The organism is Streptomyces sp. NPDC093568 (assembly GCF_044764945.1).
In the GTDB taxonomy this organism is placed as follows: Bacteria; Actinomycetota; Actinomycetes; order Streptomycetales; family Streptomycetaceae; genus Streptomyces.
On the sequence record NZ_JBIWJD010000003.1, the window covers coordinates 597799 to 615993 of the forward strand.

At 70.1% G+C, this 18195-nt stretch carries 16 protein-coding genes and 3 pseudogenes; 6 read left to right on the forward strand and 13 right to left on the reverse strand.

Annotation, left to right across the window (positions count from 1 at the left end; translation table 11 throughout):
* Positions 1-65: 65 nt before the first annotated feature.
* Positions 66-752: a helix-turn-helix domain-containing protein gene (locus ACIRD7_RS16740; protein ID WP_403453581.1), complete on the forward strand. Its 687-nt coding sequence runs from the start codon at positions 66-68 to the stop codon at positions 750-752.
* 26 nt (positions 753-778) lie between these two features.
* Here ACIRD7_RS16740 and ACIRD7_RS16745 read toward each other — a convergent pair whose 3' ends face one another.
* Positions 779-1357 carry a dihydrofolate reductase family protein gene (locus ACIRD7_RS16745; protein ID WP_403453582.1) on the reverse strand — a complete coding sequence of 193 codons (579 nt, stop codon included), beginning with the start codon at positions 1355-1357 and terminating at the stop codon, positions 779-781.
* A 220-nt stretch (positions 1358-1577) separates the two neighbouring features.
* Between ACIRD7_RS16745 and ACIRD7_RS16750 the strand changes: the two are divergent.
* Positions 1578-1979, forward strand: a pseudogene (locus tag ACIRD7_RS16750) (TmrB-like protein); the annotation flags it as partial.
* Here ACIRD7_RS16750 and ACIRD7_RS16755 read toward each other — a convergent pair.
* Together ACIRD7_RS16755 and ligA are read right to left on the reverse strand one after the other, a co-directional pair.
* Positions 1976-2749, reverse strand: a complete 774-nt coding sequence (locus ACIRD7_RS16755; RefSeq protein WP_403453584.1) for a class I SAM-dependent methyltransferase — start codon at positions 2747-2749, stop codon at positions 1976-1978. The pseudogene ACIRD7_RS16750 and the gene ACIRD7_RS16755 sit on opposite strands and share 4 nt — an antisense overlap.
* Before the next feature lie 309 nt (positions 2750-3058).
* Entirely contained in the window at positions 3059-5152 is a 2094-nt protein-coding gene (gene ligA / locus ACIRD7_RS16760; RefSeq protein WP_403453586.1) for an NAD-dependent DNA ligase LigA, read from the reverse strand.
* Between the two features lie 382 nt (positions 5153-5534).
* On the opposite strand from ligA, the gene ACIRD7_RS16765 reads away from it, so the two are divergent.
* Positions 5535-5795 carry a hypothetical protein gene (locus ACIRD7_RS16765; protein WP_403453587.1) on the forward strand — a complete coding sequence of 87 codons (261 nt, stop codon included), beginning with the start codon at positions 5535-5537 and terminating at the stop codon, positions 5793-5795.
* A gap of 134 nt (positions 5796-5929) precedes the next feature.
* Here the strand turns inward: ACIRD7_RS16765 and ACIRD7_RS16770 are convergent, their stop codons facing one another.
* From ACIRD7_RS16770 to ACIRD7_RS16780, 3 genes are all read right to left on the reverse strand, one after another.
* The gene (locus ACIRD7_RS16770; RefSeq protein WP_403453588.1) at positions 5930-6250 is read right to left on the reverse strand and encodes a hypothetical protein; all 321 of its coding nucleotides are present in this window, start codon (positions 6248-6250) and stop codon (positions 5930-5932) included.
* Between the two features lie 92 nt (positions 6251-6342).
* Entirely contained in the window at positions 6343-6771 is a 429-nt protein-coding gene (locus ACIRD7_RS16775) for a VOC family protein (RefSeq protein ID WP_403453589.1), read from the reverse strand.
* Between the two features lie 30 nt (positions 6772-6801).
* Positions 6802-7803 carry a LacI family DNA-binding transcriptional regulator gene (locus ACIRD7_RS16780; protein ID WP_403453590.1) on the reverse strand — a complete coding sequence of 334 codons (1002 nt, stop codon included), beginning with the start codon at positions 7801-7803 and terminating at the stop codon, positions 6802-6804.
* Positions 7804-8127: 324 nt separating this feature from the next.
* Between ACIRD7_RS16780 and ACIRD7_RS16785 the strand changes: the two genes are divergently transcribed.
* Together ACIRD7_RS16785 and ACIRD7_RS16790 are read left to right on the forward strand one after the other, a co-directional pair.
* Positions 8128-10194, forward strand: coding sequence for a glycoside hydrolase (locus ACIRD7_RS16785; protein WP_403453591.1), 2067 nt, complete (start codon positions 8128-8130; stop codon positions 10192-10194).
* A 290-nt stretch (positions 10195-10484) separates the two neighbouring features.
* Positions 10485-11516 carry a LacI family DNA-binding transcriptional regulator gene (locus tag ACIRD7_RS16790; protein ID WP_403453592.1) on the forward strand — a complete coding sequence of 344 codons (1032 nt, stop codon included), beginning with the start codon at positions 10485-10487 and terminating at the stop codon, positions 11514-11516.
* 52 nt (positions 11517-11568) lie between these two features.
* Here the strand turns inward: ACIRD7_RS16790 and ACIRD7_RS16795 are convergent, their stop codons facing one another.
* The 3 genes and pseudogenes from ACIRD7_RS16795 to ACIRD7_RS16805 all read right to left on the reverse strand — a co-directional run bounded on the left by ACIRD7_RS16795 (position 11569) and on the right by ACIRD7_RS16805 (position 14645).
* Entirely contained in the window at positions 11569-12033 is a 465-nt protein-coding gene (locus tag ACIRD7_RS16795; RefSeq protein WP_403453594.1) for a hypothetical protein, read from the reverse strand.
* Between the two features lie 470 nt (positions 12034-12503).
* Positions 12504-13379, reverse strand: coding sequence for a universal stress protein (locus ACIRD7_RS16800; RefSeq protein ID WP_403453878.1), 876 nt, complete (start codon positions 13377-13379; stop codon positions 12504-12506).
* 338 nt (positions 13380-13717) lie between these two features.
* Positions 13718-14645 (reverse strand): annotated as a pseudogene (locus ACIRD7_RS16805) (pyridoxamine 5'-phosphate oxidase family protein).
* A gap of 118 nt (positions 14646-14763) precedes the next feature.
* Between ACIRD7_RS16805 and ACIRD7_RS16810 the strand changes: the two are divergent.
* A complete protein-coding gene (locus ACIRD7_RS16810; RefSeq protein WP_403453595.1) occupies positions 14764-15435 on the forward strand; it encodes a CBS domain-containing protein in 672 nt (223 codons plus the stop codon).
* Between the two features lie 118 nt (positions 15436-15553).
* Here ACIRD7_RS16810 and ACIRD7_RS16815 read toward each other — a convergent pair whose 3' ends face one another.
* The 4 genes and pseudogenes from ACIRD7_RS16815 to ACIRD7_RS16830 form a co-directional block, all read right to left on the reverse strand.
* A complete protein-coding gene (locus ACIRD7_RS16815) occupies positions 15554-16018 on the reverse strand; it encodes an Hsp20/alpha crystallin family protein (protein ID WP_403453597.1) in 465 nt (154 codons plus the stop codon).
* 32 nt (positions 16019-16050) lie between these two features.
* The gene (locus ACIRD7_RS16820; RefSeq protein WP_403453598.1) at positions 16051-16338 is read right to left on the reverse strand and encodes a DUF1876 domain-containing protein; all 288 of its coding nucleotides are present in this window, start codon (positions 16336-16338) and stop codon (positions 16051-16053) included.
* 35 nt (positions 16339-16373) lie between these two features.
* Positions 16374-17420 (reverse strand): annotated as a pseudogene (locus tag ACIRD7_RS16825) (nicotinate phosphoribosyltransferase); the annotation flags it as partial.
* 39 nt (positions 17421-17459) lie between these two features.
* Positions 17460-18065, reverse strand: a complete 606-nt coding sequence (locus ACIRD7_RS16830; RefSeq protein ID WP_403453600.1) for a hypothetical protein — start codon at positions 18063-18065, stop codon at positions 17460-17462.
* Between the last annotated feature and the right edge of the window lie 130 nt (positions 18066-18195).

Consider the following 18195-nt stretch of genomic DNA (forward strand, 5'->3'; position numbering starts at 1 on the left):
CGTGGCCACCGGGTAGCGGGCCGGCCCCCGCTGACCGCTCGCCTCCTGGGAGGCAGGATGGGATCATGACGAAGACGCAGCAGCCCCGCCAAGGAAGGCCCCGGCACACGCCGGCGTCCGATCCCCACTCCTCCGCCCGGGAGCAGATCCTCGACGCCGCTGGTGCCCTGTTCGTCGAGCACGGCATCGCCGCCACCAGCACCCGGATGATCGCCGAGCGGGTGGGCGTCCGGCAGGCCTCGCTGTACTACCACTTCGCCACCAAGGACGAGATCGTCGCCGAGCTGCTGGCCACCTCGGTCCGGCCGAGCCTGGAGATGGTGGAACGGATCCAGGCCTGGGTGCCCGAACGGGCGAGCGCGGCGGCGGCGCTGTACGCGGTCGCGACGACGGACGTACACACCCTGTCCCGCACGCCCTACAACATCGGCACGCTCTACCTCCTGCCGGAGGTCCTGGCGGAACGATTCGACACCTTCCGAGCCGACCGGGGCCAACTGCAGCAAAGCTACGGGGCTCTGGGCGCCGCCACCGCACCCGAGACCCTCACCCGCAGCCTGCCGCCCGAACGAATCGGCGAACTCCTGATCCAGCTGGTGGAGGTCGTCATCCAGATACGACGCACCCGAGAACCGGATGAGGCCGACACGGATGCCATCGCTTCCGCCTGCCTGCGGCTGTGCGGGCTCGACGAGCAGGCGGTGACCGCCGCGAGGGACGAGGCACGGCTCCTGCTGAGCCGCTTGGCCTGATGCGAGGACCGCGCATGGCAGGCGGGTCAGTGGAGGGTGGGGCGGTAGATGAGTTCTTGGGTGCGGCCGTCGAGCGTTCGGTGCTCGATCAGCTCCAGGTCGAAGTCGGAGGCACCGCCAAAGATCGGGGCGACGCCGCTGCGGCCGGTGATCACGGGGAAGATCGTCACCTGGACGCGGTCGACAAGCCCGGCGGCCATCAGCGCCCAGTTCAACGACAGGCTGCCGTGCGAGCGCAACGGCACGTCGGATTCCGCCTTGAGCCGGGCGACGATGTCGACGGCGTCACCGCGCGCGACGGTCGCGTCGGGCCAGTCGAGGGGGCCCTCCAACGTCGACGACACCACCGTCGTCGGCATGCTCCTCATCCGGGCGACCCAAGGATCACCCACGCCGGTCTCCTCCGCGCCCGCACCCAGCAGCTGCACGAAGTCCCGGTAGGTGTTGGCACCGAAGACCATCCGCTGCTCCTCCCCGAAGAGAGCGAGGCGGCGGTCGAGCAGCTCGGGACCTTGCTTGCCCCAGTAGCCGCCCCAGTCCGCGTCCCTGTAGGAGCCGTAGCCGTCGAGGCTGGAAAAGACGTCGAAGGTGTAGGTGGCGGTCATGTTCGTCTCCTCGGGTAGGGTCGCCCGGCGCGCTCACGGCCCGACGATCCTCTCGGCGGGCTTGGGCGCCCTTCGCAGTCATAGACCCGCGGCGCTTACGGAACTCATCGGCGTGCCGACTGGTTGACCTTCGTATGGGTGCGTGATCGGCGATCGATAGGGTGTCGCGGCAGCCAAGGGCGTGGAGGACTACGTTGATCGTCTGGGTGAACGGTGATGCGATTTCCAGGACCTCCCGCTGTGGCGACGGCAGGTCGCCGACCTGGCGGTGGGCCTGGTCGAGGAGTACCGCCGCCCCGTTCTGGTCCCCATGACCTTGGTCAACCCCGGCTATGTCGGCGAGATCTTCGGTGCGCTGAAGGATGCGGACATCGACGTCCACCACTTCTTCCTCAAGGTCTCTCGTGAGGTCCTGGAGACTCGGATCGACGGCCGGAGCTTTACGCCGGACAACCCCGAGCAGGACGAACGGACCCGCCGTTGGTGCAAGGACAGGATCGATACGTGCATGGCCGCGGCTGACGCGCTGCCCAGCGACACGGTGTTCCTGGATGGCGAGCTGACCCCGCGAAAATTGGCCGACCAGGTGATGGCGCGAGTCCGATCGGGCGGAGCCCGCTAGTCCTCCGAGCCCTTGGCCGACGGCGGTACCTCGACGACGAAGAACAGGAAGCAGGCCTTGGTCGAGAGGCCGTGGAAGGCTTCGGGGAACAGCTCACGGGCGGCCGGGTCTGGTTGCGGCTCGCTGATGGTGGTTATGCGGAAGCCGGCGGCGGTGAAGGCGTCGGTCATCGCGTGCAACGGCTTGCGCCAGAACGTCATAGGGGCGGACTGCCCGTTGAACGTCCAGTCGAAGGAATAGCTGGTGGTCGCGAAGTAGTCGGGCCGGGGCTCCTGGATGGTGTAGGCCACGAAGGGGTGATCCACCGACGCGATCAGCCGCCCGCCGGGCTTGAGCACGCGCCGCAACTCGGTCAGTGTGGGGCCCCAGTCCTCCAGGTAGTGCAGGACCAGTGACGCGACCACGTCGTCGAACGCGCCGTCGGCGAACGGCAGGCGGTCGCTCAGGTCGACCCTGTGCAGGGCCACGTCGTCACCGAGCCGCTGCCTCGCCAACTCCAGCATCCGTGCGCTGGCGTCGATGCCGGTGACGACCGCGCCGCGGTCGCGCATTGCGGCGGACAGCGGGCCGGAGCCGCAACCGGCGTCGAGGATCCGGCGGCCGGCCACGTCTCCGGCGAGGGCCAACATCGCGGGCCGCGCGTAGTACGCGTTCACGAGGTTGTTCTCGGTCTCCGCCGAGTACGCCTCGGCGAAACTGTCGTAGTCGTTCACCCCGACCGGATCGGCGGACTGGGCGGCGGCCTCGGGCGCGTTGGTTGAGCCTTCCATCGTCGCAGCCTAGTGATCACATGATCCGCAGGGCAGGAAACCGAGTGAATGACCAAGGGAAAGCCCCGGCTGGACGGGGGAGACCAGCCGGGGCCGTGGGTGGTGGCAAGCGGAGGGCGGTCGCCTCTCGGCGGAGGGCTCCATGGGGCTTCAGCCGAACGATCGTCCCCATGGGCTATAGGTGAGGCCCGGGGACACTGTCCCCTCCGCCAGCCACGTATAGGTGAACGGTCAACCGATTCGGGTTGTTCCTGGTGTCCCGGGGCAACCGCTGTGAGGTGAGACACCTCGAGACCGGCCCAGCCTGGGTCACTCCAGGAAGTCGGCGATGAGCGCGGCGAATTCGTCCGGTGCGGCCAGCCGGATGCCGAGGTCTTCCGCCTTGGCTCGCTTGGACCCGGCACCCTCTCCCGCGACGACCAGAGCGGTCTTCTTCGAGACGCTGGAGGATGAACGGCCGCCGGCCCGCTCGATGAGCTCGTTCATCTGGTTGCGGCTGAGCTTTTCCAGCGCCCCGGTCATCGTGCCGGTGACGACCACCGTCATCCCGGCCAGCGGGCCGGCGGCAGACGCGACGGGCTCCGCGGGACTGCTGTCGCTGCCGTCCGCGGGCAGGGGCGGGGGCGGGGTGGCTCCTGGTTCGCTCATGTTCACCCCGGCAGCGGCGAGCTTGTCGATGAGGGGAGCGAGTTCGGCGAGTTCCGCGACGATGGACGGAGCCTTCTCGGTGCCGATCCCGTCGACCTGTCGTATCGCTTCGGCGTCGGCGGCCCGGAGGGCGTCCATGGTGGCGAAGTGGCGGGCGATACGGCGGGACATGGACCGGCCGGTGCCGCGCACACCGAGCGCGCACAGCACCCGTGACAGCGGTCGGGTCCTGGCGGTGGCGAGGGCGGCGAGAAGGTTGTCGGTGCTGGTCTCGCCCATCCGCTCCAGGCCGAGCAGTTGCTCGCGGGTGAGAGTGAACAGGTCGGCGAGATCGGTGACCAGGCCGGCGTCGACGAGCTGGACGACACGGGTGTGGCCGAGGCCTTCGATGTCGAGCTGGTCGCGGCCGGCCGCGTAGGAGAGGGAGGCGACCAGGTGGCAGTTGCGGCCGTTCTCGCACCGCCAGCGCTGCTCGCTGGTGTCGATGCCGGAGCCGCACCGGGGGCACGTCTCGGGGAAGGCGATGGGCTGTTCGTCGCCGGTGCGCAGGTGGGCGACGGGGGCCTCGATGCGGGGGATGACGTCGCCGGCGCGGTACACCATGACGTGGTCGCCCAGGCGCAGATCGCGGCGGGTGATGTCGGCCGGGTTGTGCAGGGTGGCGTACGTGATGGTGGAGCCGTCGATCTCGACCGGCTCCAGGACCGCGCGTGGGGCGATGATGCCGGTGCGGCCCACGTTCCACTCCACCTCGAGCAGCTTGGTGATCTTCTCCACGGCGGGCAGCTTGTAGGCGATCGCCCAGCGCGGGGCGCGTGAGCCGCTCCCCGCTGCCTGTTGATCGGCCGCCAGGTCGGCCTTGATGACGATCCCGTCGATGCCGAACGGCAACTGTGCGCGCAGGGCGGCGATCTCCCGCACTCGGGCCAGCACGTGCTCGCAGCTGTCCGCGACGAGGCCGGGCACGGCGGTGCCGGCGGTGGTGTTCACCCCGTACGCGGCCGTCTTCGCCATCAGCTCACTGTGGGCGAGTTCCGCCAGCAGGGCGGCCAGGTCCGTCCCGGTGTCGGGAAGCGGCAGCAGACCGTAGCCGAAGAACGTCATCGGCACGGTGTACACGCGGTCCTTCGCGCGAAGGGTGCCCGCGGCGGCGTTGCGGGGATTGGCGAACGGCTGCCCGCCGTGCGCGGTGCGTATCTCATTGGCGTGCTCGAACTGGGCCGTCGTCATGAGCACTTCGCCGCGCACCTCCACGGTGACCGGTTCGGAAAGCAGCTCCGGCAGGCCCTCGATGGTGCCGATCGCGTGCGAGACGTCCTCCCCGGCCGTCCCGTCGCCCCGGGTGATGAGCTGTCTCAGCCGGCCGCCGGTGTAGCGGGCGGCGATCGCGAGACCGTCCAGTTTCGGTTCGACACTGAACCGGGCCACGTCATGTCCGATGCGCCGGCCCAGGGACGCGGTCCAGGCGGTGAACTCCTCGGGCGAGAACACGTTGTCCAGGCTCAGCATCGCCACCGTATGCGGGACGTCCCCCTCGGCGGCCCCGCCGGCCACCTTCCCCGTCGGCGACTCGGGCAGCACCTCGTCGGGGTGATCACGCTCCCAGGCCGCGATGCCGCGCACCAGTCGGTCGTAGCTCTCGTCGTCCAAGACGGACGTGCCGCCCGCGTAGTAGGCGGCTGCGGCCTTCACCGCGTCCTGGACCGCCTGCGCGTAGGCGGCGGCGTCCACGATCTCTGCAACTGCTGTCGTCATACGGGCCATCCTGCCTGCCACCACTGACAACGCCCCGTGGCCAGGCAGGAGGCGAACAGCAATTCCCTTTCAGTCGATGCTGGTTGCGCCCCAGCGGTCTGACGAACGACAGCCTCGGCTGGTCACCCGGCGGCGACCGCCGACAGCACCGAGGTCCACCTCACCTGAGCTCGACGTCTCCGGGCGTTCGTGCCCGTGGGGGCCGTCGCCGTCCACGTCCTGACGTGGCGTCAGCGGCGCCGTGGCCATGACCTGGCGAGGGTTTTGGTTCGGTCGGCGCCATATGAGCCCCTATTCGGGTGCTTGTGTGCAGGTCGGTGCTACTCGTGCGGGAGTCGGCGGCATACCTACGGCGACTGACCATCGACTGAAGGAGATGCTCATGCGTGCACCAACCGTGCTGGCCGCCGTCGCTCTCGCCGGAACCGTTCTGTTCGGTGGCGCGGGCCAGGCCCTCGCTGACGACGACGAGATGGGTAACACCGGAGCCGGCTTCGGGAACAGCGCTCCGGTCGCGCCCGCGTTCGACCAGGGCGGGTTCGGCTCCGACCAGGGCGGCTTCGGCTCCGGCCAGGACGCGTTCGGCTCCGGTCAGGAAGCGTCCGGTGCCGGCGAGGGCGGGTCTGAGTTCGACCTCGGCTGACGGCTGGGCCGTGCCTTCACTCCCTGCCCCGTACCGTGACTCTGGGTGCGGGGCAGGGACGTTCCCGTGTGAGGGGCGTGGGAACGCCGTCCGCCCACGACGGAGATCGTGTACCGCATCACCTGGCTGCAGGCTCACAGACCGCCGAGCTTGCCCGCCACGTCACGTACGGAGCCGAGCGCGTCCATGACGGCGTTGCCCCGCCTCTCGCGCGCTGCCCGATCCGCCGGCACCAGCCGCGCGGCGGCCTGCACGGCGTACGCGTCGGGGTCGCCGAAGGCAGCCCGCGGGTGCTCGCCCGTCTCCGCGCAGTGCACCGTGACCTCCTTGACCGCTTGGAGTACGACTGCCCGGTCCACGCCGGGCTGCATGGCCAGCCGCACCTGGAAACGCGCCATCCACTTCTCGCGGTCCTTCTCCTGCGCCGCGTCCGCCGTCGGGTCTTTCTTGGCCACGTGCTCTCCTGGGTGATCGACAGTTGTCTGTCGTGTAGTTGGACGCGGGGACGCCGACGTGGGTTGCGGAAACGGGAGTCCGGTGCGGGCGCTCAGTCGAGACAGAACTCGTTGCCCTCGATGTCCTGCATCACGATGCACGAGTCGTTGCCGTCGTACAGAAGCCGCACGCGCACCGCCCCGAGCGGGATCAGCCGTGCGCACTCCGCTTCGAGCGCGGCGAGGCGCTCCTCGCCCACGAGGCCGGTGCCGACCCTCACGCAGAGGTGCACTCGGTTCTTGACGACCTTGCTTTCGGGGACGCGCTGAAAGAACAGTCGCGGGCCCACGCCTGAGGGGTCGCTGCAGGCGAACCATTTACCCCGGTCCTCGGGAGGCTGGGAGCGGTCGAAGTCGTCCCAAGTGGCGAATCCCGACGGTGGCGGCGAAACGGCGTACCCCAGCACCTCGCACCAGAAGCGAGCGACGCGCTCGGGTTCCGCGCAGTCGAAGGTGACTTGAAACTGCTTGATCGATGACATGGGCGCACCGTAACAGCGGGACTGTCGGCCCTAACTGCATTGCGGCGGCGGTGCGGTGCTCTCGCGTACCACGAGCCGCGTCGGGACAAGGGTCGTGCCCTGTCCCGCCGTTTCCTGTGCGGGATTGCGGATCTTGCTGAGGACCCCTTCCACGCAGAGCCGTCCGACCTCGGCGAAGTCCTGGTGGATGGTGGTGAGGGGAGGCAGGAAGGACGCCGCTTCGGCGAGGTCGTCGAAGCCGACGACGCTGATGTCGTGGGGTACCTTCCGTCCGCGTTCGTGCAGGGCGCGCAGCAGGCCCAGTGCCATCTGGTCGTTGGCGGTGAACACGGCCGTGCAGTCCTGCTGTTCCGCGATCCGCAGACCGGCCCGGTAACCGGATTCGGCCGACCAGTCGCCGCGGATGAGGGGCGGCGGGCGGCGGCCCGCCTCGGTGAGGGTGTCGCGCCACGCGTCGGCACGCCGCTGGGCGGCGAACGATCCCTCGGGGCCGGCCAGATGCCACACCGTGTCGTGACCGAGGTCCAGCAGATGCCGTACCGCGTCGCGGGCTCCGCCCACCTGGTCGGTGTCGACCACGGTGTAGCGGTCGCCGGCGTCGGAGTCGGCCACCACGACTTGGACGCCGGGCGGCAGCGAGACGGTCGCCGCGTCGAGCAGGTGGATCTCCATGATGACGATGACGGCATCCACGGCGAGTTCGCCCAGGCGTGAGAAGGCTCCGTTCACCTCGTCCTGGGTCGGCACGGCGACGGGAAGGAGCGTCACGGCGTAACCCTCCTGAGCGGCCGATGTGGCGATCGCCTCGAGGGTCCGGATGTTCCCCATGGTGGAGAGCGAGAAGGTGATCACACCGAGGGTGCGGAACTCGCCGCGCTTGAGGGCTCGCGCGGCGCTGTTGGGCCGGTAGCCCAGCTCCCGCATGGCGGCCAGGACCTGCCGACGGGTCTCCTCGGTGACGCCGGGGAAGCCGTTGGAGACGCGGGAGACCGTCTGGGAGGAGACACCGGCCACGCGGGCGACGTCGGCCATTGAGGCGCCCTGCCGGGGACGGGCCGCGCGCCGGCGCGTGCGGCTCTCCGACCGGCGCGTTCCCGCCGGTGTACCACCGCTGTCGTCAGTCGTGTCCATCTCGTCCCCAGCCACGCAACTCTCGGTCTCAACTTTCGGTCCCGGCCGACTCCTTGACCGGCGAGATTCGCACAGTGTAGACATCGCGCCAATGGATGTTTACGTAAACATCGGCTAGTCGAAATCATACGAGAACCCACCGAAACACACCAGACCGCCCCCTTCGGGCCCCGATCTCTGCGTCCCGCCGGGACGCGCGCACGCAGAAGAGCTGGAGTACTCGAGATGGCACACCGCACCCGTAAGAGAAGGCTTTTCGGGGCCCTCGGCGTCACCGCCCTGGCGACCGGAACCGTCCTGGCCACCACGACTCTGCCCCTCGCGCACGCCGACACGGCAGCGGCCGCCGCGGTCACCGTGAGGCCCGACCCCTCCTACCAGCAGGAGAGGTTCGAGGGCTGGGGCACCAGCCTGGTCTGGTTCGCCAACGCCACCGGCGACTACCCGCCCGCGATACGCGAGAGGCTGGCCAAGCTCCTCTTCGGCGACGACGGCCTCGCCCTGAACATCGCCCGCTACAACATCGGCGGCGGCAACGCCCCGGACGTCAAGGACTACCTCCGGGCTGGCGGAGCGGTCGAGGGCTGGTGGAAGGCCCCGGCGGGCACCACCCGTGACGACGTCGACTGGTGGGACGCGGACGACCCCGCCGACTGGAACAACAAGGCCGACGCCACTCAGCGCTGGTGGGTCGACCGCATCAAGAAGGACATCACCCACTGGGAGACGTTCAGCAACTCGCCGCCGTGGTTCATGACCGAGAGCGGCTACGTCTCCGGCAACTTCGACGCGGGCAAGGACCAGCTCAAGACGGAGGCCGTCGACGACTTCGCCAAGTACCTGGTGGGCGCCACCGAGCGGCTGGAGAAGGCGCACGGCATCAAGGTCGACACCCTGGACCCGTTCAACGAGCCGAACACCAACTACTGGGGCACCAAGCTGGGCCCGGACGGCGAGCCAGTCGGCGGCCGGCAGGAAGGCGCCCACATCGGCCCCGAACTCCAGCAGAAGGTGATCCGCGCGCTGGCGCCCACGCTCGCGAAGTCCAGGACGAACGCGGAGATCTCCGCGATGGACGAGACCAACCCGGGCACCTTCGCCACCAACTGGAACTCCTACCCCCAGGAGGTGCGCGACCTCGTCGGCCAGATGAACGTCCACACCTACGGCACCGGCCAGCGCACCACCGTGCGCGATCTGGCCAAGGCCGCGGACAAGCCGCTGTGGATGAGCGAGGTCGAGGGCGACTGGGGCGACGGCCAGAGCTTCACGGACATGCGGCCGGGCCTCGGCCTCGCCCAGCGCATTGTCGACGACCTGCGGGAACTGGAGCCCCGCGCCTGGGTGTTCTGGCAGCCCGTCGAGGACTACGACAACATGAAGCCCGGCGGTGAGTCCGACAAGGGCGGCAACTGGGGCGAGATCCAGCTCTCCTTCAGCTGCACCTCGAAGGACACCCTCGAAACCTGCCCGATCTACACCAACACCAAGTTCGACACCGCCCGCAACTTCACCCACTACATCAAGCCCGGCGACCGGCTGATCAAGACGAACGACACCTCCAGCACGGCCGCGCTCTCCCGCAAGGGCGACGCGGCGACCGTCGTGCACGTCAACAGCACCGCCGAGGCCCGTCAGGTCACGCTCGACCTCTCGAAGTTCGGGCACGTCTCGTCCCGCGCCACCGTCACCCCGGTGGTGACCAGCGCCGACGGCAAACTGGAGCGGCAGCGGCCGGTCCGGGTCGACGGGAAGCAGGCCACGATCACGGTGCCCGCCCAGTCCGTGACGTCCTTCCTCGTCAAGGGCGTGTCCGGCGTGGCCGGGGACGCGGCCGAGCTCCAGAAGGGCCACACCTACCGGTTGACCGGGGTCCAGAGCGGCAAGGACCTCACGATCGCCGCCAACGGCACCGGCCTCGTCATCAAGAGTGCCGCCGCCGACCCGAGCGGTCAGCAGTGGCGGCTGGAGCAGATCCGCGGCGAGGACAACCGCAAGCGGTACGTCTTCACCGAGACGACGCAGGACAAGCGTCTCGCCGTCCGCGACGGTGCCTTGGTGGCCGAGCCGGACAACGGCCGCCGCGACAGCGCCGCCCAGTGGATCATGTCGAGCACCGGCGACGGCACCTGGACTCTCGTCAACGCCGCCACCGGCCAACTCCCGGACGTCTCGGGCCAGTCCACGAACGACGGAGCCTCCGTCGGCGTATGGCAGCCCAACTCCGGCGCCAACCAGCGCTGGACGGTGACCGACGTGACGGCCGGCGCCGCGTCGGGCGACGGCTCGTGAGCCGCGTAGCCGGCCGACAGCGGCCGTAGCGACCGCTCGCCATGACGTCACCGGCCCGGCCGCAGCCTCTGTGGGTCCGGGTCGGTGACGTCACGTCGCCGGCCTTCAATGGCGGGTTTCTTGCCCGGTGTGGTACTGGTGCCGGGCGATCGTCCAACGCCTTGTCAGTGCGACGAGGGCGAATGTATAACGTTGTAAATGTCAAGTACCGGGACTCGGCGTCAGGCTCAGGGTGGCGACACCGGACCCGCACCGACCACCCGAGCCGGGCCGCTTCGAAAGGGAATGCCGTGCGGGTCAGCCTCAAGGACGTCGCCGCCCACGCGGGGGTCTCCATCAAGACCGTCTCCAACGTGGTGAACAACTACCAGCACGTCACCCCCGCCATGCGTGAACGCGTTCAGCGGTCCATCGACGCGCTCGGCTACCGGCCCAATCTGGCCGCCCGGCACCTGCGCAAGGGACGCACGGGCATGATCGCGCTCGCCCTGCCCGAACTCGGCAACCCCTACTTCGCCGAACTCGCCGCCGCGGTCATCGACGCCGCCGCCGCCCACGACTACATCGTGCTGCTCGACCACACCGGCGGACGCCGCGAACAGGAACTCCTGGTCAGCCAGGGCTTTCGCGCGCGCGTCATCGACGGCCTCATCCTCAGCCCCATCGAGCTGGAGACCGAGGACCTGCGCGACCGCGCGGAGAACGTCCCGCTGGTGCTGCTCGGGGAGCGGGACTACGACCTGCCGTACGACCACATCGCCGTCGACAACGTGGCCGCGGCCCGCGCGGCCGTCCGGCACCTTGTCGGCCTTGGGCGCCGGGAGGTCGCGTTCATCGGCGACCGCCGCGGCCGCAGCGAGCCCGCACAACTGCGCGTACGCGGCTGGCGCGAGGAACTGACCGCCGCCGGACTCCCGGCCGACGACGGGCTCGTGGCCGCCACCGACGGCTGGGGGCACGCCGACGGCGCGGCGGCCATGACCCGCATCCTCGAGGCCGGACGGCGCCCCGACGCGATCTTCGCCTACAACGACCCGATGGCCATCGGCGCCATGCGTGTCCTGCACGAGCGCGGACTTCGCGTCCCCGAGGACATCGCGGTCGTCGGCTTCGACGACGTGGTCGAGGGGCACTTCGGCGCGGTGACGCTCACCTCCGTGTCACCGGACAAGGAGGCCATCGGCCGGCTCGCCGTTGAGTCGGTGCTCGCCCGGGTGGGCGGCGAGGCCCCCGAACCCCGGCGTGTCTGGGCGGACTACCGGCTGGTCGAGCGCGAGAGCACGCTGGGGCGCGGGGCGGCGAAGGGCGGGCCCCAGGGCTGACCCGCCCGGAGGCAACCTCCCGGGACAAGAGCGAAGGGGCTCGCCTCTCGCCTCAGATCCGCCCGCCGGTCAGCCGGGTGATCGGACCGAGCGTGCGGTGACCCGCACGGCGGCCCGCCAGATACGACGTCACGGTCAACGCCGACAAGCCCGCACCGACACCGGCGGCGAGGACCTTTCGATGGGCGATCACCGTCCACGCCGTCCCGGCGAAGGCCACCGCCTGTCCCGAGGCGTCGATGACGGCCTGGCGGCCGGCTTGGACACGCTCGGCCGCGCTGTGCACGAGCGCCGTGCCCGTTCCGGCCGTGCGTTCGGCCACGTCCACGGCTGCTGAGGCCACGTCACCGGACTTCTCGGCCGCCTTGTCCGCCGCCTGCGATGCGGGAGCGGTCGCCTTCGCGGTGGCCTTCCGGGCCTTGGTGGACGCACTGGGCTTGGATGCGGAATCTTGATTCGTGCCGCTGTTCGACTGGTTCATGTACTCCGCGTTGCCGCTCGCGTGAACGGCAAACACGCGCAGCCAGGACAGTGCCCGTATCAGGCACCCAGCCGGTTGATGTCGGGGCTGAACAGAACGCGGTCCCGCACGGGTTGACGGGTGACCGCGAGCATGGCGCGGCCGATGTGTTCCGTGGTCGTGGTGTGACTCGGGGCGAGGCGGTGCAGCACGGGATACAGCCAGGCGGTGATGGCTGTTGGGCTCCGTGCTCCGTGCTCTGTGCGCAGATGGGTGAGGATCAGGTGCGCAGGAATCGCGGTGGCGACGGCGACGATCGTCGCCGTCGCCGCTCGCGGTCGATGTCGGATCCCATGGCGGGCATCAGCGGGCTCCTTGTGGCCGTCGTGGACGACCTGGGGAGCGTGTGCTCGGGGCGCTCCAGATGCCGCCAGCCCAGACCGTCCAGCGGTCCCGCTCCCATGCGACATCCGCCGCCCCTCATGCGGCTTCGGAAGCCGTGGCAGCCCCGCCCGCGCAGCGAAGCCTCAGACCTGCTGAGGGACGATGGCGACCGGGCACTCGGAGTGGTGGAGCAACGAGTGGGCGGCCCTGCCGAGTTGCAGACCGAAGTGACCGTGCCGGCGCAGGGCGCCGACGACGATCAGATCGGCATCGGCCGAGGCCTCCAGCAGAACACGGTGGGCCGGTCCTTCGGTCAGCTGGCGGTGTACCTCGCCCTCGGGGTGCTCCCGTCCGGTTTCACGGAGCGCGTCGGTGAGACGGTTGGCAGCCTGCTCCTCATGCGCCCCAGAGGCGTCACCGGCGGTCCGCAGGTCGTCCACCGGCTCGTGGGCCGGGCTCCGCCAGGCCCGTACGGCGGTCAGGGCACAGCCCCGCACCCGGGCCTCGCGGGCGGCGAACCGTACGGCGCCGTCGCCTTCGGTCGAGTCGCCGACGCCCACCACGACCCGGCCGTAGGCCCCTCGAAGGTTCCGTTCCGAGCCACGGACGACGATGACCGGGCACACCGCGCGGGCCGCCACCGCGAGGCTGACCGACCCCAGCAGCCGCCCGGCGATGTCGCCGCGCCCGCGGGAGCCCGTGACCAGGGCGAACGCCTCGTGCCCTGCCTTCAGCAGCACGGACACGGCATCGTCGGGCAGCACCTCGCCCGAGGACTTGACCGCGGGATCGCGGAGCCGGGCGCGTTCCGTGCAGGAGGCGATGATGTGCTGCACCAAGATCTCCTCAGCAGGCCGATCGGTTCTGAGGGACGGTCGGCTTCCCTCGTAACGCTCCCAGAGGGAGGCGTAGAGCAGGCGCAGCGGCAGCCCGTGGCGTGCCGCTTCGTCCACCGCCCAGTCGACCGCCACCAGACTGGAGTCCGATCCGTCGACGCCCACGACCAGTGGGAGTTCCATCGCCGCCACCGCCTTGTCCATCCGGCTGCTGAAAGGTCTCCTGTGACTACCGTCGCACCGGCCACGGACCGCCGCGACATACGGACGGCTCTCGCCGGAAGGAGTTCCGGTACCGCGACCTCCCCGGCTCCGAGTAGATCCGGTGCCTGTCCGATCCCGCGAAAGGGGGGCGCTGACCGCCGGCGAACTCGGGGCAGCAGCCTGGCCGGCGCGATGTAGGCCGGCAGGCAGCTCGAACGCGCCTTTCCATCCGCGGGTGTGCGGCTCACCCGTCGGCCCACCGGAGTCTCCTCTCGCGAGTCAGCGGCATGCCGGGGCGACGCCATCGCTCCCATCGGTTACTCATCGGCAGGAGTGATGCGGCGGCCAGTCAGGCTCGTGGGCCGGATCGACACCCACATCTCTCGTTGACCCCCCGCCCATGGCGGGGTGTGGGCGCTCCGCGTGAGCCTGCGCACGGCGTCGGGCTCCGTCACGACGCCGGCCGGGCCGACCGCGAGCACGCTCCAGCCCTGGCTGAGAGCCTCGTCGATGTGGTCGACCTCGAAGGCCACATCCGCTCCTGCGGCGGCCGCGGGAAGGGAACCGGGCGCGGTACGGAACACGAGGGTGTCGTCGACGACCTCGTAGTTGACCGGGACGACAGCCGGGCGTCCGTCGGAATCCGTCACCGCGATACGCCCCACCCCGTGCGTGGACAGGAGCGTGCGGCATTCCTCCGGGCCGAGGTCGCGCAGCCGGGGATGCAGCAGCGCGTGGCCTTGACCGGCAGGGAGATCGACCCCTTCTCCGCGCAGGGCGCTGACGGTCGTGCCCAGCGCGTCGGCCAGCCTGATGAGAGTGGCCGGGGTCGGGTTGGCGGGCCGTTCCTCCAGGTACGCCAGGTAGCTGGGTGACATTCGTGCGCGGCGGGCGGTTTCCCCCCGGCTCAGTTTCTGTCGCCGACGTTCGACGGCCACGCGCCGGCCGATGTCGCCGGGGTCAGGTGTCCCGGCCGGCCGGCCGGGCGGCTGCGGCTACGGTCTCCGCCTCGCCCGTGTACGGCCGGGAAGGCTCGGGGGCGGTGCCGGGCTGCCCGTGCTCGGCATGGCGGATGTGCGCGTCGGGCCCGGGGAACACGAGTGTCACCTCCTCCGTGTCCGTCCACCGCACGTCGTAGGGAGGTGTTCCGTCCTCGTGGTGGAGTCCGACGATCTCGCCGTCGCGCCTGGTGGCGCCGGTCGAGGGACTTTCGATGACAAGTTGGTCGCCGAGGTGAGCTCGCATGACCGCCGCCCTCTCCGCAGAATGGTGCTGTATCCAACGTGCCATGTGCGACACACCGCCGCATGGGGCCGAAAGCCCCGTGTTCGCGGGGCCGGGCGGCCCCTGTCCGGGAGGCGACATGCACCACCGAACGGTTGCGGAGCTCATGACCCGGGACGTGGTCCGGGCACGGCGTGACATGCCGTTCAAAGAGCTCGTCAGGCTGCTGGCGGAGAACGATGTCACCGCCGTACCCGTGGTGGACGATCGGGATCATCCTGTCGGCGTGGTGTCCGAGGCCGACCTGCTGCGCAAGAGCGCCGGACAAGCCGACCCGTCCGGGCGGGCCCCGGTTCCGCACCTGGAGGCCTGGGAACGGGCCAAGGCCGAAGGGGCCCGAGCCGAGGAACTGATGTCGACCCCGGTGCTCTGCGCACGTCCGGACTGGAACGTGGTCGAGGCTGCCCGTCTGATGGACACCCGCCACGTCAAGCGGCTGCCCGTGGTGGACGAGGCGGACCGGCTCCTGGGTATCGTCAGCCGCGGCGACCTGCTGCGGATCTTCCTGCGCCGGGACGACGCCATCCGCGACGAGATCGCGGAGGACGTGCTGCGCCGGACGGTGGGGCTCGATCCCTTGGAGGTGACGGTCGATGTGTACGAGGGCCAGGTCGGCCTCCGCGGCTCCGTCGAGTTCAGGAGCCTGATCCCCGTCATCGAGCGGCTGTGCCGGAGCGTCGACGGTGTGGTGTCGGTCGCCGAGCACATCACGTACCGGACGGACGACTCCCGGCGCTCGCCTGCCATCTGAGGGCAGTCCAGCGCGGCTGAGAGGCGAGTGGGCCGCCGTCGCGCGAGGGCCGGCGGCTACGGAACCGTCGGCCCTTGACGGAAACGGGCGCCTGCCTGCCGAACCCGGTACACCCGGCTCAGCCGGAGATGTCGACGCGCTGCGGCTTGCCCCTCTCGGTCTTGGGAACGCGCACCGTGAGCACCCCGTTGGTCAGATCCGCGCTGACGTGCTCGGTGTCCGCGTTGGGCGGCAGGGTGGTGTGGTAGTCGAACTGCCCGACGCGGCGGGTGTGCCGGTGGACGACCCCGGTGCGTTCCCTCTCCTTGATCTCACCGTGGACGTCCAGTTCCCCTTCAGTGACCTCCACGGTGATCTGTTCCTTGTCCACACCCGGAAGCTCCAGTTCCACCAGGTAGGCGTCCTCAGTGTCCTCGACGTCGGCCAGCGGCGCCCACGCCTCGGCGGTGCCGAACTCGGGGTAGCCGGCGACGGGGAAGGTCGCATGCATGAGCCGGTCCATGCGGGTGCGGAGATCCTCGATCTCACGGAAGGGGTCCCACATGGGATGGGTGCCCCTGCCGCGTCGTACGGGATGGGTCATGGCTGGTCCTCCTTGCCTTCCGGTCCCGGGGCTCACGTGGGCCATCCTGTGACCTGACGGGTGTCGGGCGGGATTGCGCCCACGTCCTCGATGTCGCGCTCGGCGACGTCGAGCAGCTGCTGGGAGAGGTCGTTCATGGCTCTGCTCGCCGCCAGCTCGTCGCCGATCTCGGGCACGTTCATGTCCGTGGGACTGCAGTGCGCGGACCCGTGGCCGGTGAGCGTCGTGGTGCCGGTGTCCAGGACCACGTGTGCCTTCGTCGTTCCCTCGTCGTCCTCGAAGAGGTGAAGACGAACCTTCCATTCCGTCGTATGCGGCATTAGCTTCCTCCTTGGAACGGTATGGACCGATGTGATCCGGATTCGGTTCGTTTCGCATCCGGAAGCTGGGGGACGGGGGTGTGCGCCGGTCGGCCGTCGTACTCCCCCGTTTTGTAGACGGAGTCCAGGAACGGTGCATCGGCCGAGACCCCGACGCACGTGCCGACGGCGTACGTGTCGATCGGCGGGCCCGAGCGGACCAGGCCGTCAACGGCGTAATCGTCGAGACCGCCGCCGGCGATGATGCGCACGTCCGTCAGGCCCGCGCCGTCCAGGACGGCTCGTGCTCGCACCGCCAGGTTCCCGAGGTCGCCGCTGTCCAGGCGTACCGCCGAGACCGGGCCGCGGTCCAGGTCCCGCAGGGCACGGGACGCGACGCGGACGCCCTCCTCGGTGTCATAGGTGTCCACCAGCAAGGTCACCGGCCCGGGGCGGGAGCGTGCGAAGGCGCGGAACGCCTCCTCCTCGGTTGCGAGCGCCTCCACGAAAGAGTGGGCCATCGTTCCGGCGGCAGGTGTGCCGAAGGCGGTGGCCGCGGCCACGTTGCTGGTCCCCGCGAAGCCGACCATCGCACCGACGCGGGCGGCCTGGAACCCGAACCGCGGGCCGGGAGTCCCCCGCAGGGAGCAGTCCACCAGGGGATGCCCGGCCGCGGCGGGTACGCGGTGCGCGGCCCTCGAGGCGAGCGTGGGCTGATGGCTCAGCTGGTTGAGCACGTATGTTTCGGCAAGCTGCGCCACCGGAAGCGGCGCGGTCACCTCCAGCAGTGGCTCTTCCGCCAGCACGATCCGCCCCGCCGTCACGGCCCGCACGTCGTCCGTGAACTCCAGGCCGAGCAGGGCCTGAAGTTCCCGGGGCGGCCGGTGCGGGGCGGAGGCGAAGGCGGCGACGTCGTCGGGGCCGAGGCGCAGGCCGGACAGGTGGTCCAGGGCCGTCTCCAGCCCCTCCGCGAGCAGGAAGCCTCCCTCAGCAGGCAGGCCGCGGACGAAGAGGCTGAAGGCCGCCGGGCCGGTCTTGCCCTCCCGCAGACAGGACATCGCCGTCGTGACCTCGTACAGATCGGTGGTCATCGCATCGGACACGGGCGTCACCTCCTCCGCCTTCCCGCCGCGCCGCGGCCGTCACTTGCGAAAGCGCGCGGACCACAGGGGCTCCACCAGGACCCACTCGGCCTCCCAGCGCGCGTACCTCCCGCGATCCAGCAAGTGGCGCACGCCGGCCCGCGTCGCGAAGAATCCGGCGGTCACGCAGGCCGCCGCCATGCCGCCCACGAGCCAGCCCGTGGTCCTGGCATTGAGCGTGCTCATCGGTGGGCCGGTGAGGGTTCCGTTCCGGTCCACCCACACCTGCAAGGTCGTGCCCCTGGGCGTTCCCGGCTCCACCAGGGTGGTTCCCGTCCGCACCGTGCCGTTGCCGTCGGTCCAGCGGACCCTCGCTTGTCGCTTCGCGTCTTCGGCACTGCCCTTGACGTCCGCCGTAAGCCGGGCGGTGACCTCCTGCCGCTGTGCCGACTGGGTATGCACAGCGCGCATCGACGACCCGTACGCCGTCAGCCCGGCACCGAGTGCGGCGGCCGGCAGACCGAGGACGAACACCAGCGTCAACAAGCCGCACAACCAGGATTCGATCTTGTCGGACGTACGCCGCAGGGGGTTCGCCCCCTTCGACGCGTGCTCTCGGTGCGGTGGGGGCGGGCCGGACGCGGACGGCGAATTTTGTGCACTCATGAGTCGGCCTCCAGCAGGTCGCTGGTCCGTTCCCCCGCATCCCCGTCCCACCCTCGAACGGCATCGGCGTCCGGTCACTGGGCCGATGGTCCCTGCGGAGCCGACGTCCGGCCCCACAGGGCCCGGTGCC

Bases quoted from the DNA above. Each gene is read 5' to 3' on its own strand.
- ACIRD7_RS16830 (WP_403453600.1), bottom strand. From the start codon at position 18,065: ATGAGTGCACAAAATTCGCCGTCCGCGTCCGGCCCGCCCCCACCGCAC.
- ACIRD7_RS16815 (WP_403453597.1), bottom strand. From the start codon at position 16,018: ATGACCCATCCCGTACGACGCGGCAGGGGCACCCATCCCATGTGGGAC.
- ACIRD7_RS16820 (WP_403453598.1), bottom strand. From the start codon at position 16,338: ATGCCGCATACGACGGAATGGAAGGTTCGTCTTCACCTCTTCGAGGAC.
- ligA (WP_403453586.1), bottom strand. From the start codon at position 5,152: ATGACGACAGCAGTTGCAGAGATCGTGGACGCCGCCGCCTACGCGCAG.
- ACIRD7_RS16765 (WP_403453587.1), top strand. From the start codon at position 5,535: ATGCGTGCACCAACCGTGCTGGCCGCCGTCGCTCTCGCCGGAACCGTT.
- ACIRD7_RS16785 (WP_403453591.1), top strand. From the start codon at position 8,128: ATGGCACACCGCACCCGTAAGAGAAGGCTTTTCGGGGCCCTCGGCGTC.
- ACIRD7_RS16755 (WP_403453584.1), bottom strand. From the start codon at position 2,749: ATGGAAGGCTCAACCAACGCGCCCGAGGCCGCCGCCCAGTCCGCCGAT.
- ACIRD7_RS16800 (WP_403453878.1), bottom strand. From the start codon at position 13,379: ATGGAACTCCCACTGGTCGTGGGCGTCGACGGATCGGACTCCAGTCTG.
- ACIRD7_RS16745 (WP_403453582.1), bottom strand. From the start codon at position 1,357: ATGACCGCCACCTACACCTTCGACGTCTTTTCCAGCCTCGACGGCTAC.
- ACIRD7_RS16780 (WP_403453590.1), bottom strand. From the start codon at position 7,803: ATGGCCGACGTCGCCCGCGTGGCCGGTGTCTCCTCCCAGACGGTCTCC.
- ACIRD7_RS16775 (WP_403453589.1), bottom strand. From the start codon at position 6,771: ATGTCATCGATCAAGCAGTTTCAAGTCACCTTCGACTGCGCGGAACCC.
- ACIRD7_RS16810 (WP_403453595.1), top strand. From the start codon at position 14,764: ATGCACCACCGAACGGTTGCGGAGCTCATGACCCGGGACGTGGTCCGG.
- ACIRD7_RS16740 (WP_403453581.1), top strand. From the start codon at position 66: ATGACGAAGACGCAGCAGCCCCGCCAAGGAAGGCCCCGGCACACGCCG.